The sequence below is a fragment of the Acinetobacter sp. HY1485 genome (assembly GCF_027568475.1).
Classification (GTDB): domain Bacteria; phylum Pseudomonadota; class Gammaproteobacteria; order Pseudomonadales; family Moraxellaceae; genus Acinetobacter.
This window is the reverse complement of sequence record NZ_JANKZG010000001.1, coordinates 282,725-301,358: the sequence shown is the minus strand read 5'-3', so window position 1 is coordinate 301,358 and position 18,634 is coordinate 282,725. Positions and strand designations below refer to the sequence as shown.

Sequence of the window (18,634 nt, the reverse complement as noted above, 5' to 3'; positions counted from 1 at the left end):
AATATTAATCCTGTTATAGACGCATAAAATCATTAAATAAAGCAAGGAACATCATGCTACCTAGCAATACCATCCCGATTTTAAATCCAATCATCTGAATCTTTTCAGAAACTGGCTTTCCTCTAATCGCTTCAATAAAATAATAAAATAAATGACCACCATCAAGCATTGGAATAGGTAAAAGATTTAAAATACCTAAACTAATGCTCATTAAAGCCATAAACGAAAAAAATGTTTGCCAACCTAACGCAGCACTTTGCCCTGCAACCTTAGCAATAGTTACAGGACCAGACAAGTTTTCTAAACCAATCAGCCCTTTGACCATTTTAGTCATAGAACCCAAAATCATACTAGAAACATCTGTTGTTTTGGTCAACGCTTTTTCTAGTGCTTGCACGGGTGTGTACTGAATCGTTTGTTTGTATTGATCAGGTATTATAAATTTGGTATTGCTTTGGACACCTAGCATTCCAGTAGTATGTCCCATACCATCAGACTTACCCTGAGGCATTACATCTAGAATAATTATATTTTGACCACGTAATACTTCTACTTTAAGTAATTTTTCAGGAGACCGTTGCACAATATCTACAACATCAAACCAATCATGTGTTTGTATACTGTTAATTTTTATAACTTTATCGCCTACTTGCATCCCTTGACGAATTGCAGCACCATCTGGACTTAGTACAGAAACAATAGGTTCTATTTTTGGTCGATAAGGTACAAAACCTAGCTGTTCTAACGCGGATTGATTTTGATCTTTAAGGAAGTTTTTTATAGACAAACTATATTGCTTTAATTGTCCGTTGTGTTCTGCCTGAATATTAATATGTCCAGTTTCTCCTGCACGTTCAACTAAGGCAAAATTAAGTGTTTCCCAAGTTGAAGTTGGCTTGCCATCAATACTAATAATTTTATCATCTTCTTTTAAGCCAGCTTGCATCGCGGGGGTATGATCAAATACTTTACCAACAACTGTGCTTAATTCCTCTTGCTTAGGCAAAAACAAGATCCAAAACAACAACACTGCAAATAATAAATTAATTATAGGACCTGCCGCAACGATTGCGATACGCTTCCAAACAGATTGTCTGTTAAACGCCTGATGTAATTCGTCAGATTTAACATTTCCTTCACGCTCGTCTAGCATTTTTACATAACCGCCTAAAGGTAATGCCGCTAGGCGATATTCAATGCCTGTTTTTTTTGATGTCCAACTCAGAATTCTTGGCCCAAACCCAATAGAGTAAGTTAGGACTTTTACACCTACTGCACGTGCTACCCAATAATGTCCAAATTCATGTATTGCAATTAATGGTCCTAGTAAGCAAATTGCGGCTAAAATCATAAATAAAATATTCAAGCAATTTCCCCTACATATTGGTGTGCAATATGTCGAGCTTGTTGATCTGCTTGTAAAATAATCTCTAAATCAGACGCAACACTATGCTCAAGTTTATTTAAAGTATGTTCTACCACAGTCGGAATATGCGTAAATTTTATTTTTTGATTTAAAAATGCTTCTACCGCAATTTCATTAGCTGCATTTAAAATAGCAGGTGCTGTCCCCCCTGTTTTCATTGCATCTCTCGCTAATTGTAGTGCAGGAAAACGCTTTAAATCGGGCGCTTCAAAATTAAGCTGATTATTTTTAAATAGATCAAGTGCAGATACAGGCGCATGAATACGCTGTGGCCAAGCAAGCGCATGTGCAATTGGCGTACACATATCAGGGTTACCCATTTGTGCCAAAGTCGAACCATCTATATATTGAACCATAGAGTGAATGATACTTTGTGGGTGAATAACAACTGTAACAAAATGTTCTGAAATTGAAAACAAATGACATGCTTCTATTAGTTCTAGTCCTTTATTCATTAAAGTTGCAGAATCAACAGAAATTTTTTGCCCCATAGACCAATTTGGATGTTTACATGCCTGTGCAGGCGTCACTGCATCTAAATTTTGTGTATTTAAAAATGGACCACCCGATGCTGTCAATAAAATTTGCGATACACCAAGTTGTGGTTTACCTGTTTTATCTAAATTTAAATACTGCTCCGGTAAACACTGAAAAATAGCATTATGTTCTGAATCGACAGGTAATAATAATGCTTTATGCTCTCGTGCAGCTTGCATCATTAAGTCACCAGACATAACTAGTGCTTCTTTATTAGCAAGTAAAACACGTTTACCTGCTTTCACAGCTGAAAGTGTAGGTAAAAGTCCCGCCGCCCCTACAATAGCAGCCATTACAATATCAACATCAGGATGGCGTGCTACAGTTTGTAAGCCTACGTCATCTGTTAAAATTTCCACATCAAGTTGGTGTTGTTTTAATAAAATAGCGAGCTCATCTTGATAACATGCAGGAACGACAGCGATTTTTGGTTTAACCTGTTTACATATTTCTACGAGTTTTTGAATACGGCTATAAGCTGTTACAGCAAACACTGAATATTGTTCTGGATGTTGTTGCAAAACTTTTAACGTACTTTCGCCAATAGAGCCAGTCGCACCCAATATACAAACAGATTGAGACATTTATAAATCTACACCAATTAATTTTAATAAATATATGCCCGTCGCAAAAATTGGGGCTGCTGCCAATAAAGAATCTATACGATCTAACACACCACCGTGACCTGGTAAAATGCTACCAGAATCTTTTACCCCTGCACGACGTTTGATCATAGACTCAAATAAATCACCTTGTACTGAACCTAAAACCGTAATAAAGGACAATACAAAAAATAAAACATGCTGGATTAAAGTTAAATGTAAATAATAACTTTGTACGCCTACAATAATGAGCGATGTTAATATTAAGCCACCAAATAAACCTTCAATGGATTTATTTGGACTGACACTTGGTGCCATTTTACGCCGTCCGAACTTACGTCCAACAAAATACGCACCACTATCTGCACCCCATACAAGTACAAATAAATACATTAACCACCAAGGTGAAACTGACCATACAGAGAAAATTGCCGTGACTGCCGCAGCAATTAAAACCACACCAATTAAATATAAGGCTTTATTGTACCACCCATCATATTCAGGAAAATTTTTGGTCCAAAATACGCTAAACCCCCATACTAATATAGAAGCTGCCCAAAATAATAAAGATACATCTGAATAGTACAAGGCAATTACTGTAACAACACACATTAATCCTGCATTTAAGTAGGCATGTACACTTTGGTTTTGTGGCATTAACTTTGACCACTCATACCCAGCAATTGTTCCTGCCAATACCATTAAGCCATACATTGGATAATGTGATGTTGTTGCAAACATACAAATTAGTACGATAGCCACTAAAACCAATGCGGTTTTAATACGCTCAAACATTTAATCGTTCTCTTGTTGGATTTGTTCAGTAGTTTTACCAAAACGACGCTCGCGTGCTGAAAACACGTTGAATGCTTTCTGTAATTCCTCTACAGTAAACTCTGGCCAAAGTAATGGTGTAAAATAAAGCTCTGCGTAAGCGCATTGCCATAACAAAAAATTAGAAATTCGATAATCACCGCCCGTTCTAATCAGTAGATCAACAGGTGGTAAATCCCCTAAACATACATACTGTCCAAATAATGTTGCATCAATCTGTTCTATATCTAATTTTTGATTAACAACATCTTGTGCAATACGTTTTGCACTATCTGCAATATCCCACATACCACCATAGCTAAGCGCAATGGTTAACGTCATTTGGGTGAAATGTGCTGTTTTTTGTTCTGCGTATTGAACCAGTTCTTGTAAATGCTGTGGAAGTTTTGCCAAATCCCCAATAAAACGTAATGCAATTTCAAATTTCATCATACGAGGTATTTGCTCATGAATTGTTTGTTCAAGCAAATACATCAATAAATCTACTTCAATTTGAGGACGTTTCCAATTTTCGCTTGAAAAAGCAAATACAGTGAGTGCTTTAACACCTATTTTGCGACAATGCTCTACAATTGGGTCTAATGTGATTTTACCTTCTTTGTGTCCATCGCCTGTCTGCATTTGCTTTTTCTTTGCAAAGCGATTGTTGCCATCCATAATGATGGCAACATGCTGAGGTAAATGAACGCTGAAATCAGTCGTCATTTATTATACCTTCATTAACTCAGCTTCTTTTGCAGCTAAACGCTTGTCTACTTCTGCAACAAATTTGTCTGTCATTTTTTGGATATCATCACCTGCACGGCGTTCATCATCCTCAGAAATTTCTTTTTCTTTTTGCAATGATTTGATATCACCTAAAACATCACGACGAATGTTACGAATTGCAATTTTTGCATTTTCAGCTTCAGTACGTGCTACTTTTTGCATATCACGGCGTGTTTCTTCTGTTAAGGCAGGAAGTGGAACACGAATGGCATCTGCTGTAATTGGGTTTAAACCTAAATCGCTTTCACGAATGGCTTTATCAATAGCAGACACCATTTGACGTTCAAAAGGTTGCACAAGCAACGTACGTGAATCTTCAACACCCACGTTTGCCACTTGATTTAACGGTACATCTGAACCGTAATAAGGCACCATCACATTATTTAAAATAGAAGGATGGGCACGACCAGTACGAACCTTAGCAAAACCTTGCTCTAAAGATTCAAGCGATTTTTGCATTCGCTGTTCACTGTCTTTTTTAAGATCATTAATCATGTGATTTTCCTTACTTTAAAATTTAGTTGGTTACGTGTGTGCCTTCTTTTTCACCCATCACAACAGAGAGCAATGCATTTGCTTTATTCATATCAAACACATGTAATGGCACATTGTGATCACGACATAAACAGATTGCCGTTAAATCCATAACACCTAATTTTTCATCTAACACTTGATCAAATGTTAATGTATCATATTTTACAGCATCATCATGCTTACTTGGATCTTTATTATAAACGCCGTCAACTTTGGTCGCTTTTAAAATTAGATCTGATTCAATTTCAATACCACGCAAACATGCTGCTGTATCTGTTGTGAAGAATGGGTTACCTGTGCCTGCTACAAATACACATACCTCACCATTATTTAAATGGCGAATTGCATCACGACTTGAATAAGGCTCTACCACGGTACCAATTGATAATGCAGACATTAAACGTGTTTTGATGTTACGGCGTACTAACGCATCACGCATAGCAAGACCATTCATTACGGTTGCAAGCATACCCATTTGGTCGCCTGTTACACGTCCAACCAAACCATCTTTTTGTAATTGGCTACCACGATATAAGTTACCACCACCAACAACAATCCCCACTTGCACGCCTAAGCCAACAAGATGTGCAATCGATAATGACATTTGATCGAGAACTTGAGCATCAATGCCCATTTCACGATTTCCTGACAGTGCCTCACCTGATAATTTTAATAAAATTCGTGAGTAACGCGGGCTATTTGTATCTGCCATGTCTTTCTCCAAAAATTAGATAATATCGATTAATTTTGCAAATAAATCGTATTCATCTGCATCCGTAATCTCTACTTTTAATAAAGCGCCAGGTTTAATTTGTGTTTTGTCAATATCTTCAACAAAAACGTTACCATCAATTTCTGGTGCATCAGCATATGAACGTGCCACTGCTACAGGAAATTCATCTTCTAGGCTATCGACAAGCACAGTCATTGTTTGACCAATACGTTGTTGTAGTTTTTCTGCTGAAATAGCTTGCTGTACTTCCATAAAACGCTCGTAACGAGACTGTTTTACATCTTCTGGTACATGATCAGGTAAATCATTTGCAGTTGCACCGTCTACAGGCGAATAGGTAAAACAGCCCACACGATCAAGTTTTGCTTCTTTTAACCATTCAAGTAAGATTTCAAAATCTTCTTCTGTTTCGCCTGGAAAACCCACTACAAATGTAGAACGAATGACTAAATCAGGGCATTTTTCACGCCATATTTTCAAACGCTCTAACGTGTTTTCACTATGCGCAGGACGCTTCATCAGCTTTAAAATACGCGGACTTGCATGCTGAAAAGGAATATCTAAATACGGTAAAATTTTACCTTGTGCCATTAAATCAATCGCAGCATCTACATGTGGATACGGGTAAACATAGTGTAAACGCACCCAAATCCCAAGTTGACCTAGTGCTTCGCACATATCAAAGAATTTGGTTTTAACAGGCTGGCCATTCCAAAAATCGAGTTTGTATTTGGTATCGACACCGTACGCAGACGTATCTTGTGAAATAACCAAAATTTCTTTCACACCCGAGCGTTTTAATGCCGCAGCTTCTTCTAATACAGAACCTACAGGGCGCGATACTAAATCGCCACGCATGCTTGGAATAATACAAAATGTACAGCGGTGATTACAGCCTTCAGATATTTTAAGATAGGCGTAATGCTTTGGCGTAAGACGAATCCCTTGTTCAGGAACTAAATCCACAAATGGGTTATGCTTAGGTGGTGCAGGTACATATTCATGTACTGCTTCCATTACGTCTTGATATGCCGCTGCACCTGTTACTTTCAGTACATTAGGATGCATATCACGAATTTTATCTTCATCTTTACCTAAACAGCCTGTTACAATCACACGGCCATTTTCGCTCATTGCTTCACCAATGGCATCTAACGATTCTTGAACCGCTGATTCAATAAAGCCACAAGTATTAACAACAACAAGATCAGCACCATCATAATCTGATGCTACTTGATAACCTTCGGTACGTAATTGGGTTAAAATACGTTCAGAATCGACCAACGCCTTAGGACAACCTAAAGAAACAAAACCGACTTTGGGGGATTTCATGAAACTCTGCACTCCACTAGATTGCGCGTATTGTATGATGTTTCGTGAATAAAGCATAGGTTTTGGCAACAATCATTTTACAATGCACCAAAAGGTTGCTTACGTTTTAACACAAAAATATATCGCCCCAAAAGAGTGCAACTTCTCTTAAATCATGCTATTGCTCTTTAGATAAACTGATGTTGGCTTGTAAATTGCTTAGCCACAAGTGAACTCTAAGGATGATATCATGGATTGTACGCCACCCATTGATTACCGCTTACTTGTCGATAATTTAACAACAGCGATACTTTTGGTTGATCAAGAACTCAATATATTTTATTTGAACTCTGCTTGTGAGGCATTGTTTGACATTAGTCTTTTGCGTGCCAAAGGTTTAAATGCAACGCATTTTTTACAATCTCCTAATGATAGCTTCGATACGCTTAATGCACTACAAGAAACATTAGAAAAAGGACAAGCTTATACACGGCGTGAAGCACTGATCTATATAAATCACAAAGATATGTATGTCGATTATTCAGTTAGTTTATTACAAAACTGGTTACTTATTGAACTTAATCCAATTGAACGTATGCGTAAAATTTCTAAAGAGGAAAGTTTAACGCAACAACATCAAGTGACCCGGCAACTTATTCGAGGTGTGGCTCACGAGATCAAAAATCCACTCGGTGGGATACGGGGTGCCACGCAACTACTCGCTCGTAATCTTGATGCAGAATACCAAGAATTTACAGATATTATTATCAGCGAAGTTGACCGACTCAGAAAGCTTGCAGACAACATGCTCGGCTCACGGCAATTACCAAGCTACCAAAACATGAATATTCATGAACCCTTAGAGCGTGTGCATTCTCTTATTATTAACCAAACAAAAAATAAAATTACGGTGATACGTGATTACGATCTATCACTCCCTGAGATTCAAGCCGACCGTGATCAACTGATTCAAGTCTTTTTAAACATTAGTGTAAATGCAGTTCAAGCCATGCTCGAACACAGTGATTTTTTTACCCATCATAAACCTAAACTTACGCTCAAAACCCGAATTCAACGTCTTGTCACCATTAACGGGACTTTACACCGTTCTGCTATTCGGATTGATATTCAAGATAACGGTATAGGTATTCCTGAAGAAATGCTGGAATCTATCTTTTATCCACTTGTGACTAGTCGTGCAAAAGGTACCGGCTTAGGCTTAAGTATTGCTCAAAATATTATGCATCAACACAACGGTATGATTGCTTGTCAATCTGTACCTAAAAAAACAATTTTTAGTCTATATTTACCTTGGGAGTAACACCATGTCGAACCATAGAATTTGGGTAATTGACGACGACCGTGCAATGCGTTGGGTACTTGAAAAAACATTTAAAGAAGAAGGCTTAGATGTTACAAGCTTTGAAGAAGCACAAAGTGCACTAGATCAATTAGCACTTGAACAACCCGATGTAATTTTAACTGATATTCGCATGCCCGGAATTGATGGACTGACCTTTTTAAGTAAAGTCAAAAACCACCACCCTGACCTACCTGTTATTATTATGACCGCACACTCAGACTTAGAATCTGCGGTGTCGAGCTACCAAACAGGAGCATTTGAATATTTACCTAAACCATTTGATATAGATGAAGCACTAGCTTTAGTACACCGTGCGATTTTACATCTCAATAAACAACAAGAAAGTACCAAAGCCACCCCTATACAATCTACTGAGATTATTGGCGAATCACCTGCCATGCAAGAGGTTTTTCGGGCGATTGGTCGTCTTGCACAATCCCATATTACCGTGTTAATCAATGGTGAATCAGGTACCGGGAAAGAACTTGTTGCACATGCACTACATCGCCACTCTCCACGTAAAGCAAAACCATTTATTGCTCTTAACATGGCAGCAATTCCAAAAGATTTAATTGAAACTGAACTTTTTGGACATGAAAAAGGGGCATTTACAGGAGCAACCACACAACGGCATGGGCGTTTTGAACAAGCCAATGGCGGTACATTATTTTTAGATGAAATTGGCGATATGCCGTTTGACACACAAACACGTCTGCTTCGTGTACTTGCTGATGGTGAGTTTTATCGTGTTGGTGGACATATTCCTGTTAAAGTTGATGTACGCATTGTGGCAGCCACGCATCAAAATATTGAGAAATTGGTTGAAGATGGGCGCTTCCGAGAAGATCTTTATCACCGTCTAAATGTTATTCGGATTCATATTCCAAAACTTGCCCATCGCAGCGAAGACATCCCAATGCTTGCACAACACTTTTTAAACCAAGCAGGCAAAGAACTCAATGTTAGTGCTAAAGTTTTACGCCCCGAAACCATTGCTTATATGCAACAACTGCCATGGCAAGGCAATGTACGTCAGCTAGAAAATACCTGCCGTTGGCTCACCGTAATGATTACAGGACGTGAGGTTTATCCTGAAGATTTACCCAACGAACTAAAACAACGTACAGCCACCACGGTTGAACGTATTGTACCGCAGCAAAAACAACAGTGGTATGAACACCTTGAGCATTGGGCAATAGATGCCCTCACCAAAGGTGAAATCAAAATTTTAGATTCTGCAACGCCATTATTTGAAACAACACTTATTCAAGTTGCATTACAACACACACAAGGGCGTAAACGGCAAGCTGCCGAACTTTTAGGTTGGGGTCGTAATACCCTTACACGTAAGCTAAAAGAACTTGGCATTGAAACTGATGATGATGACTTATAGAATTTGCTATACTCAATTAAATTCTGAATAAATTTTCATTGGCATGGTAGAACACAGAGAAACATACTCAACAGCCCAACCTCAAACAAAACGGGGGACGGAACGTTGTTTAGCATTTTTAGATGCCGCAACAACACTGTTTTTACAAAAGGGTTATGACGCCGTTTCTTTGGATGACATTGTACAATATGCAGGAGGCTCTAAAGCCTCTTTGTATAAATTTTTTGGTAGTAAAGAGGGTCTGTTTACTGCAATTTGTGACTATCGACGCGATATTTTTTTACAAGAGCTTTATAAAAATTTTAACTGCCAATCAAACGATATTCGAAAATTTTTGACTGTTATTCTAACGAATTTTTACAACCATATTACTGAAGAAGAAAATATTAATTTTTTGCGCTTAATGCTCGAAAGAGCCAAACATGATACACAACTTGCAGCCTATTTATACGAACAAGGTCCCGAACATATTGTAAAAGATTTAGCGCGCAAACTTCATTGGGCGACAAAGAACGGACAACTTGTTTGCGACCACCCCTTAAACTCTGCCAAAATGTTTCTAGGCTGTTTATGGCATTACGAATGGCAAGCACTGATGGGCTTACCGATCACCAAAAACCTCAAAGAAATAGAAGATTATATTCAGTATACCGTTGATTTTTTTCTAAAAGCACATCAATACCAATAAGGCTTTTGGCTTGTTTAACATTGTAGTATAGTGTTTTGTTTAACTAACTTTGGTGGAGTAAAATGGCTCTACGTCACTTTCTTACTTTAAGAGACTTATCTTCGGCAGAATTAAACCGCATTATTGAACGTGCACAAGAGTTAAAGCGCTTGCAACATACCCGACAAGTGTACCAACCTTTTGTTGGGCAGGTTATGGGAATGATTTTTGAGAAATCAAGTACACGTACTCGAATTTCATTTGAAGCTGGAATGACTCAATTTGGTGGTAGTGCTATTTTCTTATCATCACGCGATACACAACTTGGACGCGGTGAGCCTATTGAAGATTCTGCACGTGTCATTTCAAGCATGCTTGATATTGTGATGATTCGTACTTTTGGACATGAGATTGTAGAGCGTTTTGCTTCTTATTCTAAAGTACCTGTAATTAATGCACTCACCGATGATCACCACCCTTGTCAGCTTTTAGCAGATATACAAACCTTTGTTGAGCATCGCGGTAGTATTAAAGGAAAAACTGTTGCTTGGGTTGGCGATGGCAACAACATGTGTAATTCATATATTGAAGCTGCACATCAATGGGGTTTTAAACTCAAAATTGCTACACCTAAAGGTTATGAACCACAAGAAAAATTTCTTAAAGAGTTTGCGCACTGTGTAGAACTTGTAGATACAGCAGAAGATGCAGCTGTAAATGCCAATTTAATTGTCACTGACGTTTGGGCTTCTATGGGTCAAGAAGAAGAACAAAAAATTCGCGAACAAGCATTTGCAAGCTACCAAGTTAATGAGCATTTGATGTCTTTAGCACATTCTGATTGTTTATTTATGCATTGTTTACCTGCACATCGTGGCGAGGAAATTTCGGAAAATATGTTGGAACATCCTAATGCAGTGGTATGGGATGAAGCAGAAAACCGGTTACATGCTCAAAAAGCACTCGTTGAATTTTTACTACTTGAAAACCAAAAATAAGCTAAATGCCCTGATTTATCGGGGCTTTTTTTATTTATTATATTTTTTGCCCAAAAATTTGCTTTTTCTATTATGTCAAGAAAAATTAAAACAATCAGATAATGATACAAAATTAAACATTATTAGTACATTAAATTTCGCAAGCCCAACACAGTATATTTGCGTATCTTATATAATTATAACTAATTGAAAACATTTATATTTTTTTAATCGCAAGAAAAAATGAATGTTACAAGGTAAAATTTGCCACGTTTATTTTCTCTTGCTATGTTAAAAAATTGTTCTTTTGTACGCTTTTTCGTATTTGCATAAATGCCCAATCATTTTATGCTTAATTGATTATTTTTTATACTAGGATTTTTACATGCGCGGTTTTAGAAAAAAAAGGAAACCTATTGCAATTGATGACATTAGCATCATTGACAATAATAAAACCAAACAAGCCATTACTGCAGCTGCTCTTGGTAATGCCATTGAGTGGTTCGATTTTGGTGTTTACGGTTATGTTGCCTATATTTTAGGTAAAATCTTCTTTCCTGATGTCTCACCAAGTGTGCAGCTTATTGCATCTTTAGGTGCTTTTTCTATTCCTTTTGTTTTTAGACCGTTAGGTGGTCTTATCTTTGGGCGTTTAGGCGACAAATACGGACGTCAAAAAGTTCTAGCCACGACCATTATTTTAATGACCTTAAGTACCTGTGCAATTGGTCTAATTCCAGGTTATGAAACGATTGGTATTTGGGCACCTATTTTATTACTCCTTGTCAAAATTCTTCAGGGTATTTCTGTAGGGGGTGAATACTCGGGCGCTGTTATTTTTGTTGCTGAATACTCACCAGACCGTAAACGTGGCTTTATGGGCAGTTGGTTAGATTTTGGCTCTATCGCAGGTTTCTTACTTGGTGCAGGTTTAGTTTCTTTACTTACTTACGCAATGGGTGAAGCCAAATTTGCAGATTGGGGCTGGCGTATTCCGTTTCTTCTTTCGCTTCCATTGGGTTTAGTGGGAATGTACTTACGTCATTCACTTGAAGAAACACCTGCTTATCAGCAACACAGTGAAGATGCTGCAAAAACAGAGCCTAAAAAAGTTTCATTTAAAGAAATTATTGCAACACACAAACGTAGCCTATTGGTGTGTATTGGTCTTGTTTTATGTACTAACGTGACTTACTACATGGTACTTACTTACTTGCCAAGTTACTTTACGCATAATTTACACTACAAGAGTGGCGAAAGTGATTTAATCATTATTGCTGTAATGTTGGGTATGTTGTTTGTGCAACCACTGATTGGTTGGTTAAGTGACCGTTGGGGACGCCGTCCATTTATTTTTGCGGGTAGTTTTGCCTTAATTTTCTTATCTATCCCTGCCTTTTTACTTTTACAATCACAAACGAGTGCTTTAATTTTTAGTGGTTTAATCATTCTTGCATTGTCTTTAAATATGCTAATTGGGGTTATGGCATCAACCTTGCCTGCTTTATTCCCAACAGCGGTACGTTACAGTGCGTTAGCCATTGCATTTAATATTTCAATTGTTATTGCAGGTTTAACACCAACACTCAGCGCAACTTTAGTTGAATATACACAAAACCCAATGATTCCTGCATATTACCTTATTGTATTTGGGATAATTGGTGTTATTACTGCTGTTTATATTAAAGAAACTGCAAATAAACCACTTACAGGTGGTGCACCTATGGCAACGAGTCAAGAAGAAGCACATGAACTTCTTGAAGAGTACCATGGCACTATCGAAGAAAAAATTGCACGTGTTGATGCAGAAATTGAAGCTTTACAGAAAAAGCGTCAAAGACTTGCAGATCGTCACCCTGATATTCAGTAATTTTAGTTTTCCTCTATGGGTTATAGCGATATAGCCCATTTTTTTTGCCATCATATTAAAGAGTTTAGATATGAAACCCGTTAATCTTGATGATATTAATATCGTTGATCACACAAAATCCAAAAAAGCAATTACGGCTGCTGCTTTAGGCAATGGCATTGAATGGTTTGATTTTGGTGTTTATAGCTATGTTGCTTTTGCCCTTGGTAAAGTCTTTTTTCCAAATGCAGATCCAAGTTTGCAAATTATTACAGCATTAGCCACATTTTCCATTCCTTTTATTTTTAGACCACTTGGCGGTATTTTTTTTGGTCGTTTAGGTGATAAGTACGGACGTCAAAAGGTACTTGCAGCCACCATTATTTTAATGACATTAAGTACCGTATGTATCGGACTTATTCCTTCTTATGCTTCTATTGGTATTTGGGCACCTATTTTACTGCTTGTAGTTAAAATTGCGCAGGGCTTTTCGGTAGGTGGTGAATATGTTGGCGCTGCAACCTTTGTTGCCGAATATTCACCAGACCGTAAACGTGGTTTTATGGGCAGTTGGCTAGATTTTGGCTCTATTGCAGGATTTGTTGTAGGTGCAGGCGTGGTTTCTTTTCTGCATTCTTTTGTGGGAGAAACTGCCTTTTTAGATTGGGGGTGGCGTTTACCTTTCTTTTTAGCTTTACCTTTAGGTCTGATTGGTTTGTACCTGCGTAATGCGCTTGAAGAGACACCTGCCTATAAACAATATAAAAATAGTGATGCTACTAAAAAAGTAAGTTTTAAAGAGATTTTCTCTAAGTATCGTTACAACTTACTTGTTTGTATTGGCATCGTGGTCTGTACAGATATTGCGTATTATATGCTTTTGACTTATCTACCAAGTTATTTTACGCATAACTTACATTATTCAGAAGACCACGGCGTTCGTATTATTATTGCGGTTATGGTTGGTCTATTAATCACACAACCAATAGTAGGTGCTTTAAGTGACCGTTGGGGACGCAAACCATTTATTCTTACAGGCAGTACACTATTAATTGTCTTGTCGTACCCTGCTTATCAGTTTTTAAATACAGGAAGTGATTTTTATATTACGCTTGGTTTAATCATGCTATCACTTCCAATGACCATGTTAATTGGAATTATGGCATCTATCTTACCTGCGCTATTTCCAACAGCTGTTCGTTATAGTGCACTTGCCATTACATTTAATATTGCAATTTTAATTGCAGGTGTTACACCAACATTAACGGCAACGCTTGTAGAAAGTACGCAGAATCTTATGATTCCTGCTTATTATTTAATGGTATGTGGTGTATTTGGCGTGATTACAGGTTTTTACTTTAAAGAAACTGCCAATAAACCTTTAATTGATGCTACACCTATTGCAACGAGTAAAGCCGAAGCCGTTGAGCTTTTAGAAGAGTTTCATGATTCTATTGAATCACGTGTCGATGAGATTGACCAAGAAATGCATGACCTTAAAAAAGAGCGTCGTAAACTTGTTAATCAGCATCCTGAATTGAGCTAAAAAAAAGCACCCGCTTGGGTGCTTTTTTTTACATATTTAATTTGGTCCATGCTTTTTGTAAGCGTGATGCAGAAATTGGAATTTTGGTTTTCATCGGTTGCGAAAATAAAGAAATTCTCAACTCTTCCGTCATGCTATAAAACTCATCTAACCTTGAGTCTGCTTTAAACTTAAATAGTTTATCCATCCACGGGTCAACTTCATCAATCGCTTGCGTATCTTTTTGCAAGTTATGCGGTAAACGTTCTAAACGAATCAACAATGCTTTTAAATAACGCGCATAGTGTTGCCACACACTTAAAGGTCTTGAATAAACAAAATCTTTTAAGTGCATTAAATCAAGCTGATCTTCAATATCATCAATACTACGACCAAATACACTGCCGTTAAGCTGTTTAAGTTGTAAACGTATCTGTTGCCACTGCGTATAAATATCACTGAGCAAGGCTAAAACTGTTTGCCCAACTGTTAAAAATTCTTGTTGAACTTGCTTTTGCAAACTTAGAAACGTGTCTTGGTTGGTTGGTAGGCTATTAATTGCTTGATCAAGTGTTGCATACACCAACATATTCTCAAGTTGTTGCTTATCACCGAGTGGCGAATAGGCTAATGCAAGCGGCTTACTGATTTGCTTTTTGAGTTGACGGATTTTATCGCCTAATTGTAAGTGAATTAAACGAATCACCCCTTGTTTATGATTACGGACTGCTTCGGTTTGATCATTAAACGTTTGAATCACAACACCTACGTCATCTTTTGTTTCAAGCTGTGCAAATGGTTTTACAGGTACGAGAGCTTGATACTGCTTTACTACAACACCTGTCACCTTTTGCGATGCTTCAAACACAAAATTTTCAGGAAAAACGCTAAACTCACCTTTTTCCTGTTTGACAGGTTTATGTGTATCTACACGGCAACGTGATTTTAACTCATCAAGACTACGCCCCTGCTCAATTGGTCTTCCCTTTTCATCAACCACCTTAATTAAAGGCACCAGATAAGCATCTATACGATCAAAAGAAAAATCATTCGGTGTAATTTGTTCACCACGTAAAGCAAATGCCAAATATTCAAAAATATGTTGATTTAGATGTGTGGCATCTACACCTCGTAGTAGTTTTCGTGCTGTATCAGGAATCGGGACAATCGTACGGCGTTTATCTTTTGGTAATGCTTTTAGTAATGCTTCAATCAGTTCAAAACGCCATCCCGGAATTCCCCAAGACCACATTTTCTCATCCACTTGTGGTAACGCTTGTAGTGGAATTTTAACAATTGCACCGTCTTCATCATGACTTGGATCAAAGCGATACTTTGTTGCTAAACGCAATTCGCCATTACGCAAATAATCAGGAAATTGTTGCGTGGTTGGACGATCATTTAACCATAAAGCATCATCATCAATATATAAAAAACGTGGATCTGTTGGCTCTACTGTAGCGCGCCAATCTTCAAACGTACGTCGGCTCGCAATTTCTTGCGGTACTTTACTATCATAAAACTGATAAATAGTTTCTTCATCTATCACCAAATCACGACGGCGTAATTTATCTTCTACACGTTCCACTTCTTGCAACTTAAGTAAATTATGCTTTAAGAACGGCGGTGTAATGCCTAGATTTCCTGTTGTTAGGGCATCTCGTAAGAAAATTTCATGTGCTTCGGTATGGTTTACTTTTTCATAGTTAATTAAACGTTTTGGCTCTACAATTAAACCAAATAACGAAATTTGTGCATAAGCATTCACCAAGCCCGATTTTTTAGACCAATGTGGCTCAAAATAGTGGTACTTTAATAAGTCACGCGCGGCAAGTAAAATCCACTCAGGCTCTATCTTAGCAAGTGTACGTAAATAAACTTGAGAGGTTTCTACCATCTCAAACGCCATTACCCAAGACGTACTGCCTTTGTGTAACGTACTTGCAGGGAAAATACGTGCTTTTTGCTGACGTACTGCCATATAGACATTACGTTCATCGGTTTTATTGGCAATAAAAGACAGCAAACCTGTAAGTAATGCACGGTGTAGATTTTCATAATTTGCAGGTTTATCGTTAAACGACAGTTTTAAGCCTTCTGCTAGCTCAACCAATTGCTTGTGGGTTTGCCCCCATTCACGTAAACGCAACCAACTCAAATAATGCTGACGTGCAAATTGACGGCGTTTGCTTTCTGTCAATTCTTTACGGTTTGTTTGTAACGTTTCCCAAAGTTTTAAATAAAATAAAAAGTCTGAATCTGCCTCTTTAAATAAAGCGTGTTTTTGGTCTGCTTGGGTTTGTTTATCAGCAGGGCGTTCTCTTGGATCTTGTACGGCTAACGCACTCACAATCACCAATGCTTCATTAAGAACACCAAAATGTGCCCCACCAATAATCATACGCGCCAAACGTGGGTCAATTGGCATATGTGCCATCATTTTACCCACTTTAGTCAGCTCGCTTTTTTTCTCGCTTAACGCACCTAACTCAATTAAAAGTTTACGTCCATCATTCACTAAACGATGATCAGGTGGCTCAATAAAATCAAACGCTTCTAAACTACCTAAACCTAAACTTTGCATCTGTAAAATCACAGAAGCTAAATTGGTACGCTTAATTTCAGGTTCGGTAAACTCAGGACGGCTTAAAAAGTCCTCTTCACTGTACAAGCGAATACACACACCTGCAGCAATACGCCCACAACGCCCTTTACGCTGGTTAGCAGCGGCTTGCGAAATAGCTTCAATCGGTAAACGCTGTACACGCGAGCGATAACTGTAACGCGAGATACGAGCAAAACCACTGTCAATCACATAACGAATATTAGGTACTGTTAAAGCCGTTTCTGCAACGTTGGTAGCAATAATGATACGACGACCGCGCCCACTCGGATTAAAGATTTTTTGTTGTTCTGATAACGCTAAACGTGCATACAACGGTAAAATTTCGGTATGGCGAGGACCAAACTTATGCAATGTTTCTTGTAACTCACGAATTTCTTGCTCTGTACTGGCAAACACCAAAATATCGGCATGTTCAGGATGTCCTGAACTTTCTGCATCAGCAAAACACTCTTCAACGGCGCTTACGACTGCACGCGGTAGATTTTCTTCAAAATCATCGAATTCGTCATCATCACTACCACCAATTGTCATCTCTGAGATAGGTCGGTAACGTACTTCTACAGGATAACTCCGACCTTCTACTTCAAAGATAGGGGCATCATTAAAATATTGGCTAAAGCGATTTACATCTAACGTTGCAGAAGTAATAATGACTTTAAGATCAGGACGTTTTTTAACAAGCTGTTTTAAGTAACCCATCACAAAGTCAATATTGAGTGAGCGTTCATGTGCTTCATCAATAATAATGGTATCGTACTTTGTTAAAAAACGATCATGAGCAAGCTCTGCAAGTAAAATACCATCTGTCATTAAACGAACAATAGAGTCTTGAGACCCTTGTTCATTAAAACGCACTTTAAAACCAATGGCTTCGCCAAGTTTTTGTCCAACTTCCTCTGCAATACGTTGCGATACACTACGTGCCGCAAGGCGCCGTGGCTGTGTATGTCCAATCATACCCGTTAAACCACGCCCTGCAAGCATGGCAATTTGAGGAAGTTGTGTCGTTTTACCTGAACCTGTTTCGCCTGCCACAATAATAATTTGATGACGCTGAATTGCCTCAATTAAACGATCTGCATATTGGGTGACAGGCAGGTCTTGATTGAGTTTTATATTTGGGAGACGTTTTACACGTGCACGGACTTTATGATTCGACTTTTCAAAAAGTTCTTGATATTGTTTAGATTGTTTATTGAGTCGATTTAAACGATGGCGATCACGCGCCATAACACATGTATCTAAATCAGTTCGCACTGAGTACCTTTTCTAAAATATATAAAAGCGTTATTTTACTCGACTCTATCATTGATAGAAAGCTGAATAATTTTTCGGAGTTCTCTTGAAAAATAAGTTTCATACCCCATTTTAAAAAAATACATCGTGTATAAACGTGTAATTTGTTTTTCCGATTTTGAACATTAAAAAATACTATTTCCTCTATTAAGAAATTTTTTATATTCTAAATCTCGTAAACATCGAACACCCA

14 protein-coding genes are annotated in these 18,634 nt (G+C 37.8%); 6 read left to right on the top strand and 8 right to left on the bottom strand.

The window, feature by feature from the left end; genetic code table 11:
- Positions 1–13: 13 nt before the first annotated feature.
- From rseP to rimO, 7 genes are read right to left on the bottom strand one after another with little or no spacing between them, the layout of a single operon-like run.
- On the bottom strand, positions 14–1,366 hold the full coding sequence (gene rseP / locus PCI70_RS01410) for an RIP metalloprotease RseP (RefSeq protein ID WP_269913562.1): 1,353 nt from the start codon (positions 1,364–1,366) through the stop codon (positions 14–16).
- Complete coding sequence (gene ispC / locus PCI70_RS01405; RefSeq protein WP_269913561.1) at positions 1,363–2,547, bottom strand: 1-deoxy-D-xylulose-5-phosphate reductoisomerase; 1,185 nt, start codon at positions 2,545–2,547, stop codon at positions 1,363–1,365. The genes rseP and ispC overlap by 4 nt, the downstream gene beginning before the upstream one ends.
- Positions 2,548–3,360 carry a phosphatidate cytidylyltransferase gene (locus PCI70_RS01400; protein WP_269913560.1) on the bottom strand — a complete coding sequence of 271 codons (813 nt, stop codon included), beginning with the start codon at positions 3,358–3,360 and terminating at the stop codon, positions 2,548–2,550.
- Complete coding sequence (gene uppS / locus PCI70_RS01395) at positions 3,361–4,104, bottom strand: polyprenyl diphosphate synthase (RefSeq protein WP_269913559.1); 744 nt, start codon at positions 4,102–4,104, stop codon at positions 3,361–3,363.
- Between the two features lie 3 nt (positions 4,105–4,107).
- Entirely contained in the window at positions 4,108–4,662 is a 555-nt protein-coding gene (gene frr, locus PCI70_RS01390; RefSeq protein ID WP_269913558.1) for a ribosome recycling factor, read from the bottom strand.
- Positions 4,663–4,684: 22 nt separating this feature from the next.
- Positions 4,685–5,413, bottom strand: coding sequence for a UMP kinase (gene pyrH / locus PCI70_RS01385; protein ID WP_269913557.1), 729 nt, complete (start codon positions 5,411–5,413; stop codon positions 4,685–4,687).
- Between the two features lie 15 nt (positions 5,414–5,428).
- A complete protein-coding gene (rimO, locus tag PCI70_RS01380; protein ID WP_269913556.1) occupies positions 5,429–6,766 on the bottom strand; it encodes a 30S ribosomal protein S12 methylthiotransferase RimO in 1,338 nt (445 codons plus the stop codon).
- A gap of 229 nt (positions 6,767–6,995) precedes the next feature.
- Here rimO and glnL point away from each other — a divergent pair, with 229 nt between their 5' ends.
- From glnL to proP (PCI70_RS01350), 6 genes are all read left to right on the top strand, one after another.
- The gene (gene glnL, locus PCI70_RS01375) at positions 6,996–8,066 is read left to right on the top strand and encodes a nitrogen regulation protein NR(II) (RefSeq protein WP_269913555.1); all 1,071 of its coding nucleotides are present in this window, start codon (positions 6,996–6,998) and stop codon (positions 8,064–8,066) included.
- A 4-nt stretch (positions 8,067–8,070) separates the two neighbouring features.
- Complete coding sequence (glnG, locus tag PCI70_RS01370) at positions 8,071–9,501, top strand: nitrogen regulation protein NR(I) (RefSeq protein ID WP_269913554.1); 1,431 nt, start codon at positions 8,071–8,073, stop codon at positions 9,499–9,501.
- A 43-nt stretch (positions 9,502–9,544) separates the two neighbouring features.
- Positions 9,545–10,189: a TetR/AcrR family transcriptional regulator gene (locus PCI70_RS01365; protein ID WP_269913553.1), complete on the top strand. Its 645-nt coding sequence runs from the start codon at positions 9,545–9,547 to the stop codon at positions 10,187–10,189.
- Between the two features lie 62 nt (positions 10,190–10,251).
- On the top strand, positions 10,252–11,166 hold the full coding sequence (argF, locus tag PCI70_RS01360) for an ornithine carbamoyltransferase (protein ID WP_269913552.1): 915 nt from the start codon (positions 10,252–10,254) through the stop codon (positions 11,164–11,166).
- A 364-nt stretch (positions 11,167–11,530) separates the two neighbouring features.
- The gene (proP, locus tag PCI70_RS01355; protein WP_269913551.1) at positions 11,531–13,015 is read left to right on the top strand and encodes a glycine betaine/L-proline transporter ProP; all 1,485 of its coding nucleotides are present in this window, start codon (positions 11,531–11,533) and stop codon (positions 13,013–13,015) included.
- 70 nt (positions 13,016–13,085) lie between these two features.
- Positions 13,086–14,540 (top strand): glycine betaine/L-proline transporter ProP, encoded by a 1,455-nt coding sequence (gene proP, locus PCI70_RS01350; RefSeq protein ID WP_269913550.1) that lies wholly within the window; start codon positions 13,086–13,088, stop codon positions 14,538–14,540.
- A 28-nt stretch (positions 14,541–14,568) separates the two neighbouring features.
- On the opposite strand, the gene hrpA is transcribed toward proP (PCI70_RS01350), so the two are convergent.
- The gene (gene hrpA, locus PCI70_RS01345) at positions 14,569–18,375 is read right to left on the bottom strand and encodes an ATP-dependent RNA helicase HrpA (RefSeq protein WP_442865133.1); all 3,807 of its coding nucleotides are present in this window, start codon (positions 18,373–18,375) and stop codon (positions 14,569–14,571) included.
- Between the last annotated feature and the right edge of the window lie 259 nt (positions 18,376–18,634).

Bases quoted from the DNA above. Each gene is read 5' to 3' on its own strand.
- pyrH (WP_269913557.1), bottom strand. From the start codon at position 5,413: ATGGCAGATACAAATAGCCCGCGTTACTCACGAATTTTATTAAAATTA.
- proP (WP_269913551.1), top strand. From the start codon at position 11,531: ATGCGCGGTTTTAGAAAAAAAAGGAAACCTATTGCAATTGATGACATT.
- glnG (WP_269913554.1), top strand. From the start codon at position 8,071: ATGTCGAACCATAGAATTTGGGTAATTGACGACGACCGTGCAATGCGT.
- frr (WP_269913558.1), bottom strand. From the start codon at position 4,662: ATGATTAATGATCTTAAAAAAGACAGTGAACAGCGAATGCAAAAATCG.
- uppS (WP_269913559.1), bottom strand. From the start codon at position 4,104: ATGACGACTGATTTCAGCGTTCATTTACCTCAGCATGTTGCCATCATT.
- glnL (WP_269913555.1), top strand. From the start codon at position 6,996: ATGGATTGTACGCCACCCATTGATTACCGCTTACTTGTCGATAATTTA.
- argF (WP_269913552.1), top strand. From the start codon at position 10,252: ATGGCTCTACGTCACTTTCTTACTTTAAGAGACTTATCTTCGGCAGAA.
- hrpA (WP_442865133.1), bottom strand. From the start codon at position 18,375: ATGGCGCGTGATCGCCATCGTTTAAATCGACTCAATAAACAATCTAAA.
- PCI70_RS01365 (WP_269913553.1), top strand. From the start codon at position 9,545: ATGGTAGAACACAGAGAAACATACTCAACAGCCCAACCTCAAACAAAA.
- proP (WP_269913550.1), top strand. From the start codon at position 13,086: ATGAAACCCGTTAATCTTGATGATATTAATATCGTTGATCACACAAAA.
- PCI70_RS01400 (WP_269913560.1), bottom strand. From the start codon at position 3,360: ATGTTTGAGCGTATTAAAACCGCATTGGTTTTAGTGGCTATCGTACTA.
- rimO (WP_269913556.1), bottom strand. From the start codon at position 6,766: ATGAAATCCCCCAAAGTCGGTTTTGTTTCTTTAGGTTGTCCTAAGGCG.
- ispC (WP_269913561.1), bottom strand. From the start codon at position 2,547: ATGTCTCAATCTGTTTGTATATTGGGTGCGACTGGCTCTATTGGCGAA.